This is a genomic window from Flavobacterium sp. (genome assembly GCF_046293665.1).
In the GTDB taxonomy this organism is placed as follows: Bacteria; Bacteroidota; Bacteroidia; order Flavobacteriales; family Flavobacteriaceae; genus Flavobacterium.
Genome location: NZ_JBKBOL010000008.1, coordinates 26,983 through 49,450, shown reverse-complemented (window position 1 = coordinate 49,450; position 22,468 = coordinate 26,983). Strand labels below are relative to the sequence as shown.

14 protein-coding genes are annotated in these 22,468 nt (G+C 35.6%); 13 read left to right on the top strand and 1 reads right to left on the bottom strand.

Annotated elements, in window-relative coordinates:
• The first annotated feature begins 88 nt into the window (after positions 1-88).
• The 8 genes from ACK4R1_RS11570 to ACK4R1_RS11535 all read left to right on the top strand — a co-directional run bounded on the left by ACK4R1_RS11570 (position 89) and on the right by ACK4R1_RS11535 (position 13,874).
• Entirely contained in the window at positions 89-3,241 is a 3,153-nt protein-coding gene (locus tag ACK4R1_RS11570; RefSeq protein WP_409686991.1) for a SusC/RagA family TonB-linked outer membrane protein, read from the top strand.
• 20 nt (positions 3,242-3,261) lie between these two features.
• Entirely contained in the window at positions 3,262-5,073 is a 1,812-nt protein-coding gene (locus tag ACK4R1_RS11565; RefSeq protein WP_409686988.1) for a RagB/SusD family nutrient uptake outer membrane protein, read from the top strand.
• Between the two features lie 124 nt (positions 5,074-5,197).
• A complete protein-coding gene (locus ACK4R1_RS11560; RefSeq protein ID WP_409686985.1) occupies positions 5,198-6,403 on the top strand; it encodes a glycoside hydrolase family 105 protein in 1,206 nt (401 codons plus the stop codon).
• A 35-nt stretch (positions 6,404-6,438) separates the two neighbouring features.
• Positions 6,439-6,612, top strand: a complete 174-nt coding sequence (locus ACK4R1_RS11555) for a hypothetical protein (protein ID WP_409686982.1) — start codon at positions 6,439-6,441, stop codon at positions 6,610-6,612.
• 4 nt (positions 6,613-6,616) lie between these two features.
• The gene (pelA, locus tag ACK4R1_RS11550; protein WP_409686980.1) at positions 6,617-7,723 is read left to right on the top strand and encodes a pectate lyase; all 1,107 of its coding nucleotides are present in this window, start codon (positions 6,617-6,619) and stop codon (positions 7,721-7,723) included.
• A 67-nt stretch (positions 7,724-7,790) separates the two neighbouring features.
• The gene (locus ACK4R1_RS11545; protein WP_409686977.1) at positions 7,791-11,456 is read left to right on the top strand and encodes a pectinesterase family protein; all 3,666 of its coding nucleotides are present in this window, start codon (positions 7,791-7,793) and stop codon (positions 11,454-11,456) included.
• A 25-nt stretch (positions 11,457-11,481) separates the two neighbouring features.
• Positions 11,482-12,822 carry a T9SS type A sorting domain-containing protein gene (locus tag ACK4R1_RS11540; protein WP_409686974.1) on the top strand — a complete coding sequence of 447 codons (1,341 nt, stop codon included), beginning with the start codon at positions 11,482-11,484 and terminating at the stop codon, positions 12,820-12,822.
• Positions 12,823-13,079: 257 nt separating this feature from the next.
• Positions 13,080-13,874, top strand: a complete 795-nt coding sequence (locus ACK4R1_RS11535) for a T9SS type A sorting domain-containing protein (protein ID WP_409686971.1) — start codon at positions 13,080-13,082, stop codon at positions 13,872-13,874.
• A 490-nt stretch (positions 13,875-14,364) separates the two neighbouring features.
• Here the strand turns inward: ACK4R1_RS11535 and ACK4R1_RS11530 are convergent, their stop codons facing one another.
• A complete protein-coding gene (locus ACK4R1_RS11530) occupies positions 14,365-16,857 on the bottom strand; it encodes a T9SS type A sorting domain-containing protein (RefSeq protein ID WP_409686968.1) in 2,493 nt (830 codons plus the stop codon).
• Positions 16,858-17,260: 403 nt separating this feature from the next.
• On the opposite strand from ACK4R1_RS11530, the gene ACK4R1_RS11525 reads away from it, so the two are divergent.
• The 5 genes from ACK4R1_RS11525 to ACK4R1_RS11505 are packed head-to-tail and all read left to right on the top strand — an operon-like array spanning position 17,261 to position 22,312.
• Positions 17,261-18,199 carry an alpha/beta hydrolase fold domain-containing protein gene (locus ACK4R1_RS11525; RefSeq protein WP_409686965.1) on the top strand — a complete coding sequence of 313 codons (939 nt, stop codon included), beginning with the start codon at positions 17,261-17,263 and terminating at the stop codon, positions 18,197-18,199.
• Between the two features lie 17 nt (positions 18,200-18,216).
• Positions 18,217-19,182: a DUF4861 family protein gene (locus ACK4R1_RS11520; protein WP_409686961.1), complete on the top strand. Its 966-nt coding sequence runs from the start codon at positions 18,217-18,219 to the stop codon at positions 19,180-19,182.
• A 10-nt stretch (positions 19,183-19,192) separates the two neighbouring features.
• Positions 19,193-20,158, top strand: coding sequence for a pectinesterase family protein (locus ACK4R1_RS11515; protein WP_409686959.1), 966 nt, complete (start codon positions 19,193-19,195; stop codon positions 20,156-20,158).
• A 2-nt stretch (positions 20,159-20,160) separates the two neighbouring features.
• Complete coding sequence (locus ACK4R1_RS11510; RefSeq protein WP_409686956.1) at positions 20,161-21,528, top strand: glycoside hydrolase family 28 protein; 1,368 nt, start codon at positions 20,161-20,163, stop codon at positions 21,526-21,528.
• Between the two features lie 7 nt (positions 21,529-21,535).
• Complete coding sequence (locus ACK4R1_RS11505; protein ID WP_409686953.1) at positions 21,536-22,312, top strand: rhamnogalacturonan acetylesterase; 777 nt, start codon at positions 21,536-21,538, stop codon at positions 22,310-22,312.
• Positions 22,313-22,468: the final 156 nt, after the last annotated feature.

Sequence of the window (22,468 nt, the reverse complement as noted above, 5' to 3'; positions counted from 1 at the left end):
TAACCAATAATCTATTATGAATTTTAAATGTTTACATAAAAAAGGCAAGAATTACTGTTTTAGTATAGCTGTTTTTCTTTTTTTGTTAATGAGCATGCAAAGTAATGCTCAAACAAGTGTTTCCGTTAGTGGTACCGTGATTGATGATACCGGCCTAAGTATTCCGGGAGTCAATGTTATTGAAAAAGGAACCACTAATGGAGTAAGTACTGATCTTGATGGAAAATTTAGTTTAAAAGTGACTGGGCCAAAGAGTGTTTTGGTTTTTTCATACCTTGGATATGAGACTTTTTCTCAGGTTGTTGGAACAAAAAAAACATTCAGTATCATACTGAAAAGTGAAGCTGCTAAGCTAGAGGATGTAGTTGTGATAGGTTATGGCACCGCAAAAAAATCAGATTTAACGGGTTCAGTAACTTCTGTATCAGGAGATGAATTGAAAAAAATCGGTTTGGCAAACGTAGCGGAAACTTTAACAGGTCGTGTGGCAGGAGTGCAAGTTACCTCATCTGAGGGTTCGCCTGATTCACAGATCAATATTAAAATTAGAGGTGGAGGATCTATTTCTCAAGATAGTTCACCTTTATTAATTGTTGATGGTTTCCCGGTTAATAGTATTAATGACATCTCTCCAACAGATATTGAAAATATCTCTATATTAAAAGATGCTTCCTCAACAGCTATTTATGGTGCCAGGGGCGCTTATGGTGTAATCATTATAACTACAAAAAGAGGCGGTAAAGATGGCGGTAAAGTGAGTGTGAGTTACAATTCATTTTATGGTACTAAATCAATTGCCAATACCATTCCGGTTTTGAATCCACAAGATTATGCCAACTGGCAATATGAATATGCGGTTTTAAGGGATAACTTGGCTTCATATGAAGTGCCTTTCGGTGGGCCATGGCAGCCAAACCAGTTTGACGGAGTTAAAGGAACCAATTGGCAAAAAGAAATTTATGGTCGCACAGGAACTGTACAAAGTAATGATATCGGTATTCGCGGTGGTTCTGATAAATTGAACTACAACTTCAATTATACTAAATTTAATGAAAAAACTATTATGCTGGGGTCAACTTTTGACCGAGATAACTTGTCATTAAACTTAAGAAGTAAAGCCAATGAAAAAATTGATTTGTCATTCACTATGCGATATTCTAATACTGAAATAACCGGTGGTGGCGCCAATGAGCAAAATGAAGTTTCTTCTCAAGATTCTCGCTTAAAGCATAGTGTAGGTTATGCGCCAATACCATTAGAAGGTGTTACTACAGATGATACCGATGAAGCCATTTCGGGTTATCTTATTTATCCATATACTGCGGTTGCGGATAACGATCGTTTACAACAGAGAAAAAACTATAATATTTTAGGGAGTATCTCTTGGAAGATTGTGGAGAATCTTCAATTGAAGTCGGATTTCGGACTTGATAATTATTTTTATAATGACAATCGTTTTTACGGAAGATCTACTTATTATGTTGGTAATATTCCACTAGTAGATAATCAAGGAGATCCTGCTCTGGTAATGCGAGAAAGAAGAGAGGTAAGGTTTAGAAACGCAAATACTTTAAATTATGATTTCAAAAAGTTTTTAGGAAATGATCATAAGTTAAAATTACTTGTAGGTCAAGAGACTTTAAATTTTGAAACCACTAATAAAACCTCTACAATTCATGGCTATCCAACATTTTTTGGTTTTAATGACGCTATGAATCTTTCCTCTCTGGGAGATCCATTTAGTGTTGAAAATTTTGTTAGCCCTGAGGACAAGCTAATTTCCTTTTTTGGTCGTGTCAACTATGACTTAAAAAACCGTTACATTTTCACTGCAACCATGCGTGCAGATGGCTCCAGTAAGTTTTTAGGGAACAATAAATGGGGTTATTTTCCCTCAGCCGCCGCCGCTTGGAAAATAAATGAAGAAAGTTTTTTAAAAGATGTATCTTGGTTAAATGCGCTTAAACTAAGAGTGAGTTATGGACAAGCCGGAAATAATAATATTCCAACAGGTCAAACTATACAAACTTTTATACCTTCTACCTCTGCTTGGATTAATGGTGTTTCAAACTTTTGGGCTCCTTCAAGAGTTATGGCTAACCCCGACCTAAAATGGGAAACCATGATAACCCAAAATATTGGACTTGACTATGAATTATTTAAAGGTCGTGTTAGTGGTACCGTAGAACTATATAAAAATGTTACTCAAGATTTATTATTGGCTTTTAGAACACCAGGAACAGGATATGATTTTCAGTACAGAAATCTTGGGGAAAACCAAAATACCGGACTTGAAGCTTCTTTAAACATAGCGGCTATTGAAAAGAAAAATTACGGATTAAGTTTTGCGTTTAATATTGGATTTAACAAAAACCGTATTAATTCCCTTGGTGAATTAGATGACTTTGGACAACCAACAAACTGGTCTTCTACATCTATTCCGGATGATTATGTTGTTAGAGTAGGAAATCCAATAGGCTTAATGTATGGATACAGAAACGATGGTCGTTATGAGGTTGATGATTTTGATTACAACGGTGGAGTATATACTTTAAAACCCGGAGTTGCCAATGCTTCTACAGTAGTTGGAACAGTTAGACCCGGTTCTATGAAATTAAAAGATTTAAATGGTGATGGTATAGTAAATGCAGATGATCAAACCGTTATCGGAGATGCTAATCCGTTACATACAGGAGGTTTTGTGATTAATGCCAATGCTTATGGTTTTGATTTGTCGGCTGCATTCAACTGGAGTTTCGGAAATGATATTTATAATGCCAATAAAATTGAGTTTAGTACCGCTATTTCAAATAATAACAATGGACAATACAGAAACTTGAGTACTACAATGGCTGAAGGCAACAGATGGACTAATATTGATGCATCGGGTCAATTGGTAACTGATCCAACTGCTTTAGCGGCTCTCAACGCAAATACCTCAATGTGGTCACCATATATGGTTCGTAATGTTTTCTCAGACTGGGCAGTTGAAGACGCTTCCTTTTTACGACTCAATACCTTAACCTTAGGATATTCTTTGCCAAAAGATTTACTATCAAAATTAGCCATTTCCAGATTGAGATTTTATGTAACAGCCAATAACGTTTTCGTGCTTACTAACTATTCAGGGCCTGATCCTGAAGTTTCTACCAGAAGACAAACTCCTTTAACACCAGGTGTAGATTATTCAGCCTACCCTCGTAGTAGACAATTTCTTTTTGGCTTAAACCTTAATTTTTAATTAAATAATTTATTTTTAAAATGAAAAAAATATTAATAATTGCTGGAATTCTTATTTCAGGTCTATTTTCATCCTGTAATGACTTTGATGAATCTTTAGAAGTACCTTCGGTATCAACTTTAGATGATTCTGTTATTTTTTCAAATGCAGGATTGGCCAAAGGTGCAGTTGATGGCATCAAAATATCTTTTGGAGAAACCAATTCTTACAGAGGACGTTTTTTGCCGTGGTATGGTTTGAACACAGATTCTGAATGGTATAACTCTTCTGAATCTACCAATAGTGACAGTCCTGATTTGTGTGTGTATGATGCCAAACCAAATAACACCCAAATGAATACAGCTAACAATGCTTGGGCAATGATGTATCAAGGAATTGAACGAGCCAACATCTGTATTCGTGGTTTGCGAACCTATGGCAATCCGACTGCAAGCAATGAAATGGGATATTTACTGGGAGAAGCTTTGACTTTAAGAGCGGTTTATTATGCGGATTTATTAAAAGCTTGGGGAGATGTTCCTGCTCGTTTTGAACCTATCTCATCAACAACATTGTATTTGCCAAAGACCAATAGAGATGTAATTTATAAACAACTTATTCAAGATTTAGGTGAAGCAGCCACTTTAGTTCCATGGCCAAACGGAAATTCGGCTACATCAACAGTGGAAGGTATTAATAAAGCTTTTGTTAAAGGACTTCGTGCTCGTTTGGCTATGGCTGCCAGTGGATTCCAACAATATCCTGATGGGATTAGAAGAAGTAATGATCCTGAACTTTCTGTAGCCAATATGTATGCTCTGGCATTCAATGAATGTGTTGAAATCATTCAAAGTGGTTCTGCGTATCTAGAACCTTCATTTGAAACATTTTGGAGAAAATACAATCAAGAAAATATTATGGCTGGCGGAGAATCACTTTGGGAAATACCTTTTGCCGCAGGTAGAGGAAGAATGTTGTTTACATTCGCCGTAAGACATACTAATGACAATCAGTTTCATGCCAATGGAGCCAATAGAGGAGGTGCTGCTGGACCACTTCCAAATGTTTTTTATGATTATGACGTTACAGATACTCGTAGAGATGTAACTTGTGTTCCTTATCTTTGGGGAGCTGCAAACAATACCATTTTAACTAATGGTTATCCTACTGCAAAACAACAGTTAGGATCACTAAACAGATGGTATTTTGGGAAATACCGCTATGAATGGATGACACGTAGAGTTACATCTAGTAATGATGATGGTGTAAATAAAGTTTACATGCGCTATGCTGAGGTACTTTTGATAGCCGCAGAAGCAGCCAATGAGTTACAAGGTCCTGCAGCGGCAGCGCCGTATTTGAAAGAAATTCGAAGAAGAGCATTTCCCGTAGCACTTCATGCACTTAAAGTTGATAATTATGTAAATGCATTAACTAGTCAACAAGCTATGTTTAATGCCATTGTAGAAGAAAATAAGTTTGAATTTACCGGTGAAATGGAACGCAAACAATCACTTATTCGTTGGAATTTATTAGGGACAAAATTAGCCGAGGCTAAAGAAAAAATGTTCCGCTTACAACAACGTACAGGAGAATATGCTGATGTACCGTCAACTTTATATTTCAAATACAATACAGACAACGTTTCATTAATTATATACGGATTAAATCATGGCGAAAATACTGATCCGGGTGCCGAATACACATCGTTTAGCTGGACCAACTTAACTGATGCGAAAATAAATGGTCTTTGGAGAGCTGGAGCCAATCCGGATAACAGACAGTTTTGGCCAATATGGCAAGTATTCCTTGATTCAAGTAATGGTTTGTTGATAAATGACTATGGTTATTAATAATTAATCACCCAAGTCTTTTTGATGACTTTGTTTTGGAATAATAATTGTACCAATACAATAAGTAAATTGTTAAATGGAGAGGCTCCTTGTAAAATGCGCCTCTCTTTTTTATAAAATAGATATGAGAAATAAAAAGTATACTTTTTCAATTGGGATTATTTTACTGTTAGTAATGTCTTCTTTTGGTTTTAAAGCAATAGCTCAAAACCAAGAGGCTATCCCAACCCATTTAAAATGGTCCGAACGAATGGCGTTATCCATCATGAAACGACATCCGGAAGCTTATCAAATTGACGAAAAGAAAGAACCAAAATGGGATTATGTTCACGGATTGGTACTGACTTCTTTTGAAAAATTGTATCAAAAAACTAACGATAAAAAGTATTACGACTATATAAAAAATTATGCAGATGCTACTATTGATGAAGATGGAGTTGTAAAATCATACAAATTTGAAAATTATAATATTGATATGGTTGCTGCCGGAAACATACTTTTCAATCTATATGAAACTACCAAGGATGAAAGGTATTTAAACGTAATTCAACTCTTAAGAAAGCAACTGCAAGTACAACCAAGAACTGAAAGCGGTGGATTTTGGCACAAAAGAATCTATCCCAATCAAATGTGGCTCGATGGCTTGTACATGGGAGAACCTTTTTACGCTCAGTATACAGTAAAATATGAAAACGGTGCAAACCTTAATGATATAGCCAAACAATTTGAGTTAATACAATCCAAAGCCACCGATAAAAAAACAGGTTTGTTGTACCACGGTTGGGACGAAAGTAAACAAATGGAATGGGCAGATAGAGTAAGCGGTTGTTCTCCTAATTTTTGGTCTAGATCAATTGGCTGGTACATGATGGCATTGGTGGACGTGTTAGATTATTTCCCAAAAGACCATCCAAAACATAAAGAATTAGTAAAGTATTTAAATAAAATCACTTCTAGTTTAGTTAAGTTTCAAGACAAATCAGGACTCTGGTACCAAGTAACCGACAAAGGCGGAAGCGAAGGTAACTACTTAGAGTCTTCTGGATCTTCAATGTTTGCTTATGCCATTGCCAAAGGTGTAAACAAAGGTTATTTGTCTAAAAAGTTTAAAAAAAATGCCGAAAAAGCATTTGAGGGTTTGACTTCACAATTGATAAAAGTCGATAACAATGGCGAAGTTACTATTACCGAAGCTTGCGCCGTAGCCGGACTTGGAGGAAATCCATACCGAGATGGTTCTTATTCATACTACGTAAACGAACGCAAAAAAGATAACGATCCAAAAGCAACCGGACCTTTTATTTTGGCAGCTTTAGAATTAAACAGATAGTAATAAAAAGGCAGTCAAAGTCATTAAAAAGGCATTTGTACTTTCTTTATCACGAAGACGGAACCCATTTTAATAGTATAGGCCAATCGTTTAAAGTCAGAGAAGGCAAATGGATTGGAGCCAAAATTGGTTTTGTTGCTTTGCGAAACGGATTTAAAAGCAATGCCGGAAATATAAAAATAGACTGGATTAGATTCAAAAATATTTAAAAAGATGAAAAAGGTATCGTGTATTTTAATGTTGTTGCTTTTTACTGTTTCTTGTAAATCGGTAGCTCAGGATGCAAAAGGGCAAAGTCAAAGTCACGAAAAAATCACCGATTGGAATAAATTCATCGTTTCAAAAGAAGCCGATTGGTTTGCTACGGAAGAAGCCAAAACTGTAGCCGAAAATGTTTTGTTATACCAAAGAGATTTTGGAGGTTGGCCCAAAAACACTAAGATGCAAAATCCGCTGTCGGATAATGAAAAACAACAGCTCTTAAGTCTGAAATCAGATCCTAAAGGTTGTACTATTGACAATGGTGCTACGGTTCAGGAAATGCTTTTTTTATCCAAAATCTACCAAAAGCAACCGGACGAAAAATACAAAAGTGCATTTTTGAAAGGATTGATGTATTTGATTTCTGCTCAATATAGCAATGGTGGTTTTCCGCAATTTTTTCCATTAAAAAAAGGATATGCTTCACACATAACTTACAACGATGATGCCATGGCAAACGTCTTGAAATTATTTATGGAGATAAAAAATAACTCAGGCTATTACTCTATTACTCCTTCTGCCGAAATACAATCAATGGTTGCAAGTGCTTTTGACAAAGGAATCGACTGTATTCTAAAAACACAATACAAACAAAACGGAGTGCTAACCGCTTGGTGTGCCCAACATGATGAAGTGACTTTGCTTCCGGCTGATGCTCGAGCTTTCGAATTGAAGTCATTGAGCGGAAAAGAATCGGCTAAAATTACTTTGTTATTAATGTCTATTGAAAATCCATCAAAAAAAGTAATTACGGCTGTAGAATCAGCGGTTTCTTGGTTTGAAAAGACGAAAATCACCGGAATTAAAATAGAAAGTGTTGCTACAGGTAAGGGAGATGAAAAAGATAAAGTAGTGGTTGAAAGTCCCGATGCTGAACCGCTTTGGGCAAGATTTATGGAACTGGAAAATAACAAACCGTTTTTTTGTGATAGAGACGGCGTTAAAAAAGATTCCATGGCAGCAATTGGATACGAGCGCCGAAATGGTTATGCTTGGTATTCTAATGAACCCAAAGAAGTTTTAAAAAAATACAAAAGTTGGAAAGAAAAACTGAGATAGTTTTTTTAAAACACATTATTGCAATCGATTACAGGAAATAAACAAATAACTTTTCAATGACTTAATTATGAAAACAAAATTACACCGACTCATTTTAGCGTTGTTGTTTTTAACAACACTGGTTGAAGCGCAAACTACAATCACTTATAATTTAAAAGATCAATCCACCTTCACCAACACAGGAATCCAATGGGATGCTGTTACTTCTACAACTAGTCCTGACGGTAAAGTAAGAACGCAAGCCGCTACAACTAAGTGGCATAGTTTAGGGTATGGAGTAGTTTTCCAAAACGGGAACTCATTAGAAATTGATGTCAATAGCGGAAGTAATACCATTCGTTTTTATGGCTCAGTATACAGTGCCGGAACTATGAATGGTGGAAGTACACTCGCCGGAACCAATTTAGGTTCTATCAATGTTGATTTAGATACTCATGCGGGTATGGCTGATCAAACGGGTTACTATGAGTTTAATTACGTTGGTGGTGCGACTACTTTATATTTCACATTCAGTGGTAGCAATGCTTACACTCCATCCATTGAGGTGACCAATCTTCCTGTGACCGTTACTCTTACGGATGCATGGGATTTTGGAGCAACACAATTAGATGTGAATAACTATAATAATTTATTGAATGAAACGATTATCAATGCATGGTATGGTGCGGTTGCACCCGGAAGTACGGGTATTAATTTCCCAACAAGTTTTACCGCGGGAGCTTTGTCTTGGGTAGGAAATAGTGGAGACAGATTGAGAACTACCAATACAAATCTTACCAGATTTGATGCCAATGTAGCTAGTGTTACAGATTATTCCGGGAGAGTTTATTGCAACGGAACACCAAATTTATCAGGTGGAGTTCCTACCAACAGGTTCATGAGAATGACACTTAATGAAGATGATGAGGTGACTATAATTGCGAGAGCGGATGCTGCAGGTTCATTAACTTTTGTGAATGAAGGAAATCCGGTATTGCAAACCGATTTGGAGCCACTAACTTTTGCAAGTGGTGCAACCAATCAAATTAAATTTGTCGCTAAAAATGCCGGAAGTTTTAAAATATATTCAGCAGATGGGAAAGCTAGTTTTTACAGAATGCTCAGAAAAGCAGCTATTTATACCAATGTTTCAGGAAGTATTGATCTTTCACTAGCGGGTGGAATTCCAACAAATTATGCTGTTGTGTTTACTAATGAAGCCGGAAAATCATGGACTGCTCAAATGAATGGCAATGGTACTTATAATGCTAATTTACCAATCGGATATACTTATACTATCAGTTTGGTTAATGCTAATGGTTTTATTATTACCAATGGAACTACATTAGATTTAACGACTGTACTTACACCAACTTTCACCCGTGATATAACCATCTTGCAAGTTACATTGTATCAAGTTAGCGGTTCAATTACCGGATTGGGAACCAACATTTCTAATTTAAGTTTAAACTATTTTGCTACTCCGGCAAGTGTTTATTCTCCAACACCAATTATCAATACAACTAATGGAACTTATACCGTACAATTAGAAGCAAATGTTGCCTATACCATTACCGCAAACGGCGTAAACGATTATTTATTGGATTCCAATACAATAACAATTCCGACTGAAAATACTACAGCAGATATCGTTTTTACTGCCAAACCGGTTTACAATGTTACCATCAATACAAACGGATTAAACACAGTGCAGGAAAGTAATTTACAATTGACGTTCACCAATTTAAACGAAAGTGGATACGTTTACAACTTTAGCAGTATTTCAGGAATTACGTTGCGTAACGGAACTTATACTGTTGCAGCTAGCGGTTTAAATAATTATCCGGTTGAATTAGGGCTAACTTCTAATTTAGTGGTTAATAGTGCCGATGTTTCAAAAACACTGACTTTTGTTCCGGTAACGGTTTGGTCATTCAATGATCAAGCAATTTCAACGACGACTACAGCAGTTTATAAAGGAATGTTATTAAACGGTCAAATTACGACTGTAACAGCTTCCGGACATTTAACCGCAAAAACAGGAAGTACTATTCAAGTTCCGGTTAATCCGGGGGAAAAAGTTTCTGTTTCTTATTACTACACGGCCAATTTTTCTATTGAAGGTGGAGCAACTATCACAACAGCTACGAATAGTACTTCTATCGTTGAAACTGTTGAATATAATTATCTCGGAACAACTTCAGGTTATGTAACGATAACTGTAGGAGGTTTATCAACTCTGACGTCCTATTTTACCGAAATAAAAATCGGAGGGAGTATTCCTTATGAGCCAATAATAACTGTTGGTGTAGACAAAGATTATCAAACTATCAATGAAGCATTATCGGCTGTTTCAAATATGATTAGAACCAATACAGAAAGAGTTACCATTATGATTGATCCCGGAAACTACGAAGAAATGTTGGTGATTAATCAAGCCAATGTTACTCTAAAAAATGCATCACCAACGCCTAATACAAATATCATCAACGCTGGTGTTGATATCGCACCCGGAGCAGTTAGAATTACGTCTTATTACGGTCATGGCTATAACTATTTTAGTATGTCATCTGATCAAAGATGGAACGAACAAGTATTGAATGTAAATACCGCCAATGGCTATATTTCTTATGCTAATGTAGGTGCCGGGACGACCAATGGTTCTTATTGGAACGCCACAGTTGTTGTTGGTGCCAATGGTTTTGAAGCGGAAGGAATTATTTTTGAAAACTCTTTCAATCAATATATTTCTTTAAAAGAGTCTCAAGATACGGTGCAAGCTTGGTCTACCGGAAGTCCGGGTGCCCGTCCAACTAATTACGGAAATACAAGCGTTCAAAATAGAACTTTTGTAGAAAGAGCCGCGGCCATTGCTATCAAAAACAACATCGACAAAGTAATCTTAAACAAATGCAGGGTTGTAGGTCGTCAAGATTCATTTTTTGGAGGAACCGGTGCAAGAGTAGCGGTTTACAAAGGTGATTATATGGGCGCTGTTGATTATATTTTTGGAGGAATGGACGTTGTGTTTTATCAGTCAAAATTAAGTATGAATACTAGTGATCAATCAAATGATACTGCTTATATTACTGCTGCCCAACAAACATCCGGCAGAGGTTATTTAATGTATGAATGTACGATTACTTGTGCCGAACCATTGGTGGAAACGGCTTCTGTTTATCGCTCTAAACCGGGTTATTTTGGCCGTCCGTGGCAAGCAACAACAAGTGAAGTTGTTTTTTACAATACCACGATTGAGACTTCAAACTATCCAGGATTTGTGGGTAATTCTTTAATCTTGCCTTTGGGCTGGCAGAATTCTTTGGGTGGAACATCTAGTGGTATGTATGAATTCGGAACTATTGAAAATTCCGGGGTAAATAACACACCTAATCGTGCTAGTTGGGCTACCGCATTAACTTCGCCAGTTTTGAATGACGGAACGGCTATCACCACTTTCAATTTTACCAAAGGAAATGATGATTGGGATCCGTTTCCACAATTGATTGCTAATGAAGCATTGGGAAATGATGAGCATTTGGTTTCAACAGTAAAAGTATTTGCCTATAAAAATAATGTTGTGGTTTCTAATGTACAATCTAAAACAGAAGTTAAAGTTTATGCTATTAATGGTTCATTAATCAAATCATTCGAAACCAATTCAGATGCCAATTTCAATATGACTGCCGGATTATGGATAGTAATGGTAAAATCGGCGGAAGGACAACAATCATTCAAAATAATAACTTATTAGTTTTAAAAATTAAAAAAAAAATAAAATGAAAAAAAGCATCTTTTTAAGTATTTTCCTTTTAAGTCTTTTTAAAGTATTTGGCCAAGACTATTATATGGCCACACCACAAGGATATGCGGCTACTGTAACTGGCGGTGGCAATGCAACACCGGTAACTGTAACCACTTATACGGCTTTTAGAAATGCCCTTTTATCAACTACTGCTGCCAACTCGGTAATTCTGGTTTCTGGGACTATTGATTGTCTTTATACGAGCGTTACATTAAACAATAAAACCATTATAGGTTTACCTGGAGCAAGGTTAAGAAATACTCAGATAACTGTTGGTAATTCAACAACTTCAGCGAACAATTCGGGAATACTAAACATTAAACCGGGTTCTAATAATGTGATTATAAGAAATCTTATTTTTGAAGGACCTGGTGCTTATGATGTTGACGGTCGTGATAATCTTACTAATGAAGGCACTAATATTTGGGTTGACCATTGTGAGTTTCAAGACGGTATGGATGGTAATTTTGACAATAAAGGATTGGCAGACAATGTAACTGTTTCATGGTGTAAGTTCACCTACTTAAAGCCTGCAATACCCGGAGGTTCCGGAGGTTCAAATGACCACAGATTTTCTAATTTAGTAGGCTCTTCTTCTTCAGATGCTCCTGCCGATGGGAATTACAGTATCACATTTCAAAATTGTTATTGGGCAAGTGGTTGTAAAGAAAGAATGCCTCGTGCCAGAAATGCACAATTACATATTTTAAGTTGCTATTATAATCCCGGAGTGTCAAGTTCAAGAGCCATTGGATTAGGAGGCGGAACTAACAATACTACTTGTTATGTAGAAAACACTCATTTTGCCGGTGTGACTAATGTTTACACAAGTTATATTGGTAGTGATGGAGGAACGGTTGGAATAAATTATTCGAATTGTTTGAATGGCGCCACCAATATAGGTACAGTGACAGCTCCAAGTTATACCACAACTCCTATTCCGGTTAATCAGGTGGCGAGTTATTTGACAGATGCGACTTGCGGTGCAGGGGCAACTTTACAAGTTACCAGTAACGGAACTGTATCACCTAGTGTTTGTACTTTGGGCATAACTAATGAACAATCTAATTTGGCCATTAATTTTTATCCAACTTTAGTAGAAAATATTTTAACTATTGAATTGTTAAATAGTATTTCAGGGAAGGCAAATTTTGAGATTTATTCTTTGATAGGTCAAAAAGTCTATTCCTTTTCAAAAAATACAGATACTAATGAAGTAGTTGAATTGAACATCGGTGCTTTACAAAAAGGAATATATATCGCGAGAGTTACCATAGATAGTAAATCAATCCAATGGAAGTTTGTTAAAAACTAATCTTGTCTGATTCGAATGTATTTAGAGTTGTAAAGTAATTTACAACTCTATTTTTTATTATAATCGCCATGCAATTTCACTTCTTTACGTTGGATTTATGTAATCTATACTTTGTTATTATTGCTAATAAGCCAAAAAATAAAGAGAATATTTTTGAATAATGCTAAAAAACGCATTATTTTTTTTGTCGTATGGAAAAAAATATTACTTTTATGCAATCGATTACATATTTTCAATTAACAATAAAACAATTAACTATGAAAACAAAATTACTTTCATTAATTTTAATCACGGTACTTTTTACAAGTATCTCAAATGCGCAAACCAAAGTATGGGATTTTGGTAATGACACAACAACTTGGCCACTAAGTTCTGGTATTGGTATTAATCCTATGGTTGTTGATAATTTGGGTTTATATCCAATCCCTACAAATACAAATTTTGGCGCTGTTACCGCAAATTCATCTACTTTTCCTGATGGTTTTACATCTGTAAATCGCTTTCAAATGAATGGAGCCGGATATCCGAGCGGACCTTTTCAGGCAATGCCAACGCAACGCTATTTGTTTGTAGATGTAAGTGGTGCTTGTACAATAAAAGTATGGTTCAGACCAGGAAGTAATGGAGCTGTACGTACTATGTATGTTACTAATGGAACTGTTGCAATAGGACAAGAAAGCTCAAACACTGGAGCAAATTTAGACCCTACTATTCTAACAGCTGCTGTTCCATCAGCCGGTAGATATTATATTTATGGTGACACTGCATGTAATCTTTATAAAGTTTCGGTTGTAGGTGCTACAGTAAATACTACATTATCTAACAATGATTTCCAACAATCTTTAGTAAATGTTTTTTCAAACGGGAAACAAATTTCTGTGAGTAATGTTATTTCAAACACTCAAGTTGATGTTTACAGCATAACAGGTGCTTTGGTTAAATCGTTTAATACGACCTCAGATACAAGCTTCGATTTTTATACAGCTGGTTTGTACATCGTTAATGTTAAATCTGCTGAGGGGCAAAAATCAGTGAAAGTAGCAATACAATAAAGTGTTTATAAAATCAATCTAGATAAAATTTTTAGATTAATTATAATTTTTAAAACAGTAGTAACAATGTTTACTACTGTTTTTTTTTGTTTAAATATTGCATAGTAAAGTTGAAGATAGTATAAACACACATTAATTCTGGGTTTTTGTACTGTTTATTCAGAAGTAAACCTCATTTTTCAGAGAAGTATAATAACGAGAGAATTTAGAAAATGAAAATATTTTATTGAAGTAAAACGAAAAGGACTTAACGGCAACAGAAAAGAGCCTAATGTCAGTCGAAAAGTGTTTTAAGAAAAAAAAACGCATAACAGCCTCTTGCAACAATTGCCGGGCTAAGTCATGTTATTCTTTTTAGCTATAGTAGGTTACTTCTTTGTAAGTATTCAAGATAAAGTAATCTCTAAGAATTCACTAATTCTGAAAGTTATAAGCATAAAAAAACCTTCTCATTAGCGAGAAGGTTTTTTTTTAAAGAGAAAATCTTATATTATTTCTTAATTATTTTTCGGTCGATTATACCCTGATTGGTGTGAACTTTTACAAAGTAACTTCCGCTTCTCAAATCACTCATGTCAATAGTTCTGATGTCACCAACAGCACTTTTTACTAGCTGACCAAGAAGATTGTAAACGGCTACTCTTTCTATAACTCCGGAATTAGAGAAAGTAATGTTTAGCTCGTTTGTTACCGGATTCGGGTACAACACTACTTTTTGTTGATTCAGATTTTGGTCTAAACCTAATGCGTATTCTGTTTTGATGTAAAATAAATTGGCCACACTGCCTTTGGTTATTGTATTTACACCCGCAGGGACATTTGGAATAATAACAACACCTGAAACCGCAGTATAATTTACATTATTCAGCTTGATTGTACCACTAAAAGTAGGATCAAAGACCAAAGTTAAAGTAGATTCTGCCGGAGTAGTGTAAGTAATAATGGTAGCACTTTCAATTTTTAAACGTGCCGTTAATGTTAATCCATCATAAGTTGTAGCACCCGGAGTTGAATTCATATTAGCGGAAGTAAACGTATAAAAAGTACTTGATAATAAAGAGGTGGTAAAATTATGTATTTGATTTCCTGATGGAACTCCTCCTTCAGTAACTGTGATAGTTCCTGATGCAGAAACTGGCGTACCTGACGTGCCTGAGGTCGTGATAGTAAAGTTAACATCATCAGTTGGTGTTCCGGAAACGGTGATTGTTTTGTTGGTTACATTTTTAACAAAATCAATTCCAAAAGCTGGTAAACCTGTGACAGTAGCATCTGTTGCTGTACCACCCCAAGTGAAAACCATATTGCTGATAGCAGTTCCAGCTGTAACCGTTTGGTCGTTATTGTTAGGTATAGTTAAAGATTGAGTACTCACAGTCGGAGAATTGATACCTTGAACCAAAACCAAAGAAGAAGTATACGAAGTTAAAAGTGCTAACAAACCACTATTAACATCATAAGATGTATCATCAACAGCATTGTTGAAAGTATAACTAATGTCGCCATTTGAAGTACGACCTGAATATTGCATTACTTTATCTTTAGCAACTGTTGGTTCGTCAATAACTAAACTGTTGATGTACAAGGCAGGATTAGTGTCAAAATTATTATAAGTAGCGCCTCCTAAAAAAGCACTAACGCTATTGGTTAAAGTTTCATTTCTAGTTGAAGCAACGTAAGCATCAAAGTGTACAGCGGCTGTTGTTTCATTGTATGGAATGAAACTCTGTTGACCAATCATGTAATTGTTGTGTGCTTTTATCATTCCACCTGCTTCTCCTGAAAAAGTTCCAGGTGCGCCGCCCATTACATCGGTGCCTTGTTTTGAGATAAGCATTGGGTATTTACAATTGCGGAAATAGTTTCCTTCAACAAATAAAGAAGAACCTAATGTTGAACCTGCTCCATATTTAGAAATACCATCAAAATAGTTGTTGTAAATGTGTGCTGAAAAATAACGTACCCTCGGGTGTCTTGAATCTGAATGGTCAAACCAATTGTGATGGTAAGTTACATATAAGCCTGAATTGGTACTTTCACTCAAACCTAAAAGACATGATTTTCCGGTGTCCCAAAAGTGATTATAAGAAATAGTAACGTAGTTAGATCTTTTAACATCCATTGCACCATCGCCTTTGGCTTGATCTGCATCACCACCTGACGCACCATAGAAAAAGTCACAGTTGTGAATCCATACATAGTCATTGTCTTGTTGCAATCCTATATTGTCTCCTTCTCCTGCATTAGTTAACATTAGTCCAATATTACGAACTTCAATATTAGATGCTTTTTTCAGTCTAATTCCCCATCCATTAGCAACGGCATCAGAGCCAACACCTTCAAATGTTATGGAACTTGAAGCATTATTTTTATTCTCAATAACAATATCTCCATTAAGCATATAGTTGAGGTCAGTAATGTTTCCGATCAAACGAATGGCTAACGGTCGAGTGTCATTTCCTTTTTTAAATCCGTCTAAAATAGTTTGTAAGCCCACACAAGGATTTGTGGTAGCACCGGTTACATTTAATGAGATAGTATTTTTGTTACTTTGAGTAATGTACAAAACAACAGCGTTATTTTTCAAAGTCCCGTTGAGGTTGTATGCTCCCGGAACTTTACCATTACTGTGAGCAAATCCGGTTCTGTCATGTGGTAAAACGGTTATTGGTTCAGATACTGTTGGGGGACCGTCAACATTAGCAGTAACCGGCACTACTTTTATAGTGTAGGAGCCTGCCGCTAAACCAAGTACGTCGGCACGATAATAGCTGCCGTAACTGCGTATCAATTGGGTATCAATAATTTGATCTGTAAAGCCACCACCGGTGTAGTAGACTTTGTAGCTATCAGCGCCCTCAACCGGAGTCCATTTTACATAAGCTGATTCTAACCAACCGGTTGATTGGGTAATGGTTACCGTTTGCGCATACATTTGTATTGAGGCAAACATAATTGTTAAACAAAATAAAATTCTCTTCATAATAGTGGTTTAATAGTTTTATTTTAAAAGTGTAATATTTAATTAAAATGTAATCGATTGCACAAATATAAAATTATTTTTATATCAATACGATATTTTTTGGAAAAAAAGTACTAATCTGTGAATATTTCCGTGTTTTATTTATGCTTAATGTAATTTTAAGGGTATTTATTTTGCAATATCTAATTTTTTATATACGTTTGTGTAATCGATTACATTTTTTTGGTTTTACTTTGTTTGACAGTTAGTCAATTTTCTAAAGCTAAAAGAGAACAATTGGAAGTAATCTACAAATCAAATCTGAGAAAGAGTATTTTTTTTTATATGGTTAAGTTAGAAGTTGATTAGGAGCTTAATTAGTTAAGCTCCTTTTTTTAATCTTTTTAATGACACTTTAAATTTTATGGTAAAGTATTTGATTCTTGCTTTTTTCTGTCTATTCAATAAAGGTTTGTTTTCTCAAATTCAAAAGGATACTTCATATACCGTTTTAAGTACTTTTAACAAAGAAAAAGTCAAGTTTCCTTTCATTAAAGTTGTTCAGGAGAAGAATAAAGACAAAGTTCTTTCTCTAAAAGATTTGGTTTTTAAAAACACAGATTCAAGAGCTTTTTATTTAGATGCTTATTATAAAATTCAAGATTCATTACAACCGGTTGTATTACTGATTCACGGCGGAGGATGGAAATCCGGCGATAAATCCCAAATGCAATTTTTAGCCCAAGAAATAGCTTCCAAAGGATATGCTTGCTTTAATATTGAATATAGATTATCTGATGAAGCAAAATATCCCGCAGCTGTTATCGATGTAAAAACGGCCATAAAATACATTAAAGCAAATGCCAGTAAGTTTAATATCGATATCAATAAAGTTGCGGTTTTGGGTTGCTCTTCCGGCGGACAAATGGCAGCATTGATTGGAACAACTAATGGAAATGAACTATTTGAAGAGCAAACAAATTTCAAACAAAACTCAAATGTTCAAGCCATTGTCAACATCGACGGTATTTTAGCTTTTCATCACCAAGAATCAAAAGAAGGTAAAGTAGCGGCTTTATGGTTAGATGGAACTTATGAAGAAAATCCACAAAATTGGAATGAAGCGTCAGCTTTGACACATTGCAATGAAAACACGCCACCAATCCTTTTTATCAATAGCGATATGCCACGATTTCACGCAGGGCGTGACGATATGATTGCGATTCTTAGTAAATTTGGGATTTACACCGAAATCAAAACTATCACCCATTCGCCTCATTCCTTTTGGTTTTTTCATCCATGGTTTGATGAAATAGTCAATAGCACTACCCAATTTTTAGATAAAATTTTAAAACAGAAATAAACAAACACTCACTACTAATGAAAACAATTAAAGTCTTATCAGCATTATTCCTCGCTTTTCAATTAACAGCGTATGCGCAAGAGAAAAACGATTCGAATACCCCTAAAACGTATGCCGAAATCTCTGTGAAAGAAGGCGGAAAATGGGTCGGACAAAAATACGAAGGCGGAACATTCAAAAACGTGACCAGTTTAAAAGTGCCCAAATCACATTGGGACCATTCTTTTTTCATTCGTTATGAAGGTCCGGGATGGGAATCCAATAAAGTGGGTTATCGTTTGTATTTAGATTGGCGAAATGCTATCGATATTTTCGGAAAAGTAACCGATTCTTTAGTGTTGTCAAAAGTAGGACAGGACGGATTTGAATCGTATCACCATATGAGTTCTTGGGGAATGGATATTTTAAAAGCCGGAAAAGCACTGGGAATAGGTTCTATCGGAAGATTTTCTGGAAATGAGGTTTTGCACTTCAAAGAAGTAGATTCAACCTTCGCCAAAGTTGAAAACGGAACCAAATCTTCATCAGTAACTGTAACTTACAATGGTTGGAAAACTGCTGAAGACAAAATCGATTTAGTGTCTAAACTTTCTATTGCACCAAATGAGCGTCATACCAAACACACCATCAAAGCTTCTAAAAAAATCAAAGGCATTTGTACCGGAATGGTAAAATTTAAGGACGTTGAATTGGTGAAAAAAGAAAGTAAAAACAAGAAATGGGCTTACATCGCGACTTATGACAAACAGACATTGGTTCCAGATAATTTAGGCATGGCTATTTTTTACAAAGTAGCTACAGTAGAAGCGCAACCGGAATCTCAATATGATCATTTGTTGGTTTTTAAACCCACAAAAAAAGAGGTGACCTTTTACTTCTTAGGCGCATGGGAACAAGAAAAAGACGGTATCAAAACCAAAGAAGAATTTTATCAATATTTAGACCAAAAATTGGCTGAACTAAACCAAACGAATAAAATCTAATTCATTTTCAATGAAAGAAATCTTTTTAGCTTTTGTATTCTTAATTGGTCTACCGGTTTTGTCCTTAGCCAATCCGAATGAAAAGGATAAAATTGTAGCACTCGACGGAACCGGAGATTACACTTCAATCCAAGCAGCTATCAATGATTCCAAAGCATTTCCGTATAATCGCATTACTATTTTTGTGAAGAACGGAATCTACAAGGAGAAAATCAAAATCCATGAATGGAATACCAATATTTCATTGGTTGGCGAAAGCAAAGAAAACACGATTATTACTCATGATGATTATTTCAACAAAATAGGTTTAGGCATCAATAGTACTTTTTACACTTATACTTTATTGGTCGAAGCGAATGATTTTATCTTAAAAAATATCACAGTCGAAAATGCTTCAGGCGATGTCGGTCAAGCGGTTGCCTTATCTGTATTTTCAGATAACGTAGCGGTTATCAATTGTCGAATATTGGGAAACCAAGACACGCTTTATGCTTCCGGGAAAGGCAAACAATATTATAAAAATTGTTACATTGAAGGCACAACCGATTTCATTTTTGGAAGCGCCACAGCTTTCTTTGACAATTGCGAAATTCATGCTAAAAAAGATTCCTATATCACGGCAGCGTCAACACCAAAAGATACTTTGTACGGCTATGTTTTCAAGGATTGTAAACTAACCGCTAAAAAAGAAGGTGTGACCAAAGTTTATCTCGGCAGACCTTGGCGTGTTTATGCCAAAACTGTTTTTATCGATTGTAATTTAGGCAGTCATATTTTACCCGAAGGTTGGCACAATTGGGCAAAACCTGAAGCTGAAAAAACCGCTTTTTATGCCGAATACAATTCTTCCGGAGAAGGTTCTTCACCAAAAACAAGAGTAGCTTGGTCGCATCAATTGAGTAAAAAAGAAGCCCAAAAATATACCATTGAAAATTGTTTAGGACCAGAATTCTCAAAAGTCATCAACCAATTGTAATTATGAAAAATCTACTCTTTCTTTTACTCCTTCATTCGTTTGGAGCTTTAGGTCAAAACAATACTTTTCCGGCGGATTCGGTTGAAGCCATTATCAAAAGAATTCAATTGCCTCAATTTTTTGCGTATAAAATATTGGTCACTAAATTAGGTGCCAAAGGCGATTCTATAACCAATGACAAACCTGCATTCGATAAAGCAATGGCGCTGTGCCAAAAAAACAAAGGCGGTACTATCATCGTTCCCAAAGGAGTTTATACGCTAAACGGACCCATTCACTTCGTCAGTAACGTAAATCTCCAAATAGAAAAAGGCGCCAAAATTCGTTTCAGCGACAAGCCAAATTATTATTTACCAATGGTTTTAACTAGTTGGGAAGGCACGATGATTTACAATTACAGTCCGCTGATTTACGCTAATAATTGTACCAATATTGCTATAACCGGAGAAGGAACGATAGATGGAGAAGGCAGTAAAGTATGGAATAGTTTTAAGGCTAAAGAAAAAGCAGGAAAAATGCGAACTCGAGAAATGAATCACAAAAGTACTCCAATTGAAGAACGGAAATTTGGCGAAGGCTATTATTTGCGACCGCAATTGATTCAGTTTTTGAATTGTAAAAATATATTGGTAGAGAATGTCAAAATCGAAGACTCGCCATTCTGGTGTGTGCATTTTTTAAAATCTGAAGGCATAACGATAAGAGGTTTAAAATACAGTGCTTTTAATTACAATAACGATGGCATTGACCTCGAATATACTAAAGACGTTTTAATCGAAAATATCGACTTTGATAACGCCGATGATAACATTGCCATCAAAGCCGGAAGAGATCACGAAGGTAGAGCGAATGCGGCTTTTCCGAGTCAAGATATAGTGATTCGCAATTGCAGATTTAAAGGATTGCACGGCGTAGTTTTAGGCAGCGAAATGTCAGCCGGAATTAAAAATGTGTATGTCGAAAATTGCAAAACAACCGGCTATTTAAAGCGCGGCATTTATTTCAAAACCAATGCGGATAGAGGTGGTTTTATCAAAAACATCTTTGTTAAAAACGTTCAGTTAGATGAGGTGGAAGATTGTATTTATATCACAGCGAACTATATGGGCGAAGGTTCTGAATTTCCATCCGACGTTTCAGATATTTATCTTTCAAATATTACCTGTAACAAAGTCAGAGAAACGGCAATTGTTATCCAAGGTTATCCACAAAAGAAAGTCCGTAACGTATTTTTAAACAACATCGAAGTCAAATCTGCTAAAAACGGCATGACTATTCAAAATACCGAAAATGTTACTGTTAACGATGTAATTGTAGGTCAAAAAGCGACAGTGCCGACTTCAGTAACCCATTCTATTCAACATCAATAAAAACACTATGAAATACAAAGTTCTTATTTTATTACTGTTTACAATAACAAATGTATTCGTCCAAAAAGTCACTATTTACGGTATTGGCGATTCTACTATGGCCGATAAAGTAAAACCAAATGAAAATCCGGAACACGGCTGGTTACAAGTCTTTCCAAAATTTTTAACCAATGACGCTAAGGTCATAAATAAAGCGGTAAACGGTCGAAGCACCAAAAGTTTTATTCAGGAAAAACGATGGGATTCTATTTATAAAGTACTGAAACCAGGTGATTATGTCTTTATTCAATTTGGTCATAATGATGGAAAAACAACCGATTCAGTTCGCTATACCAATCCGCATACAAGGTACCGATACAATTTAATTCGGTTTGTCAAAGAATCTCGTGAAAAAGGCGCTATTCCTATTTTGTTTTCTTCCGTATGTAGAAGGACTTTCAACGAACAAGGTGTTCTAATCAGTTCACATGTCGAATACACACAAGAAGCCCGAATGATAGCCAAAGAATATGATGTGCCGTTCATTGATTTAGAATTCCACACCGAAATGTTAGAAATAGCCTATGGTCCTGAAAAATCTAAAGAATTACACCTGCATTTCAAACCGGGAGAAACGCCTTATTATCCGGAAGGGAAAACAGATAACACTCATTATTCTTTGTTAGGCGCAACAGAAGTCTCTAAAATAGTAGCCAAACAAATCTTATTATTAGAAAGTCCTTTATGTGACAATCTCAAAAAAATAATCAAACCCGAAAGTGCTTCCGGTGGTTCGAAAAAATAAAATATCCTATAATAAATCTTAGTTTTACTTTTCAATCCTCATTTCCGATAAAATAGGGATTGTATGATTTGATGTGTTATCAAACTCATAATCTTCTTTTAAATTTATCTTTTATTGATTTAAAATCAATACTTTTGTTTAACTTTATTTTTTAAA

Excerpts from the sequence above, each read along its gene's own strand:
- ACK4R1_RS11570 (WP_409686991.1), top strand. The coding sequence starts at position 89 with ATGAGCATGCAAAGTAATGCTCAAACAAGTGTTTCCGTTAGTGGTACC.
- ACK4R1_RS11565 (WP_409686988.1), top strand. The coding sequence starts at position 3,262 with ATGAAAAAAATATTAATAATTGCTGGAATTCTTATTTCAGGTCTATTT.
- ACK4R1_RS11560 (WP_409686985.1), top strand. The coding sequence starts at position 5,198 with ATGAGAAATAAAAAGTATACTTTTTCAATTGGGATTATTTTACTGTTA.
- pelA (WP_409686980.1), top strand. The coding sequence starts at position 6,617 with ATGAAAAAGGTATCGTGTATTTTAATGTTGTTGCTTTTTACTGTTTCT.
- ACK4R1_RS11545 (WP_409686977.1), top strand. The coding sequence starts at position 7,791 with ATGAAAACAAAATTACACCGACTCATTTTAGCGTTGTTGTTTTTAACA.
- ACK4R1_RS11540 (WP_409686974.1), top strand. The coding sequence starts at position 11,482 with ATGAAAAAAAGCATCTTTTTAAGTATTTTCCTTTTAAGTCTTTTTAAA.
- ACK4R1_RS11535 (WP_409686971.1), top strand. The coding sequence starts at position 13,080 with ATGAAAACAAAATTACTTTCATTAATTTTAATCACGGTACTTTTTACA.
- ACK4R1_RS11530 (WP_409686968.1), bottom strand. The coding sequence starts at position 16,857 with ATGAAGAGAATTTTATTTTGTTTAACAATTATGTTTGCCTCAATACAA.
- ACK4R1_RS11525 (WP_409686965.1), top strand. The coding sequence starts at position 17,261 with ATGGTAAAGTATTTGATTCTTGCTTTTTTCTGTCTATTCAATAAAGGT.
- ACK4R1_RS11520 (WP_409686961.1), top strand. The coding sequence starts at position 18,217 with ATGAAAACAATTAAAGTCTTATCAGCATTATTCCTCGCTTTTCAATTA.
- ACK4R1_RS11515 (WP_409686959.1), top strand. The coding sequence starts at position 19,193 with ATGAAAGAAATCTTTTTAGCTTTTGTATTCTTAATTGGTCTACCGGTT.
- ACK4R1_RS11510 (WP_409686956.1), top strand. The coding sequence starts at position 20,161 with ATGAAAAATCTACTCTTTCTTTTACTCCTTCATTCGTTTGGAGCTTTA.
- ACK4R1_RS11505 (WP_409686953.1), top strand. The coding sequence starts at position 21,536 with ATGAAATACAAAGTTCTTATTTTATTACTGTTTACAATAACAAATGTA.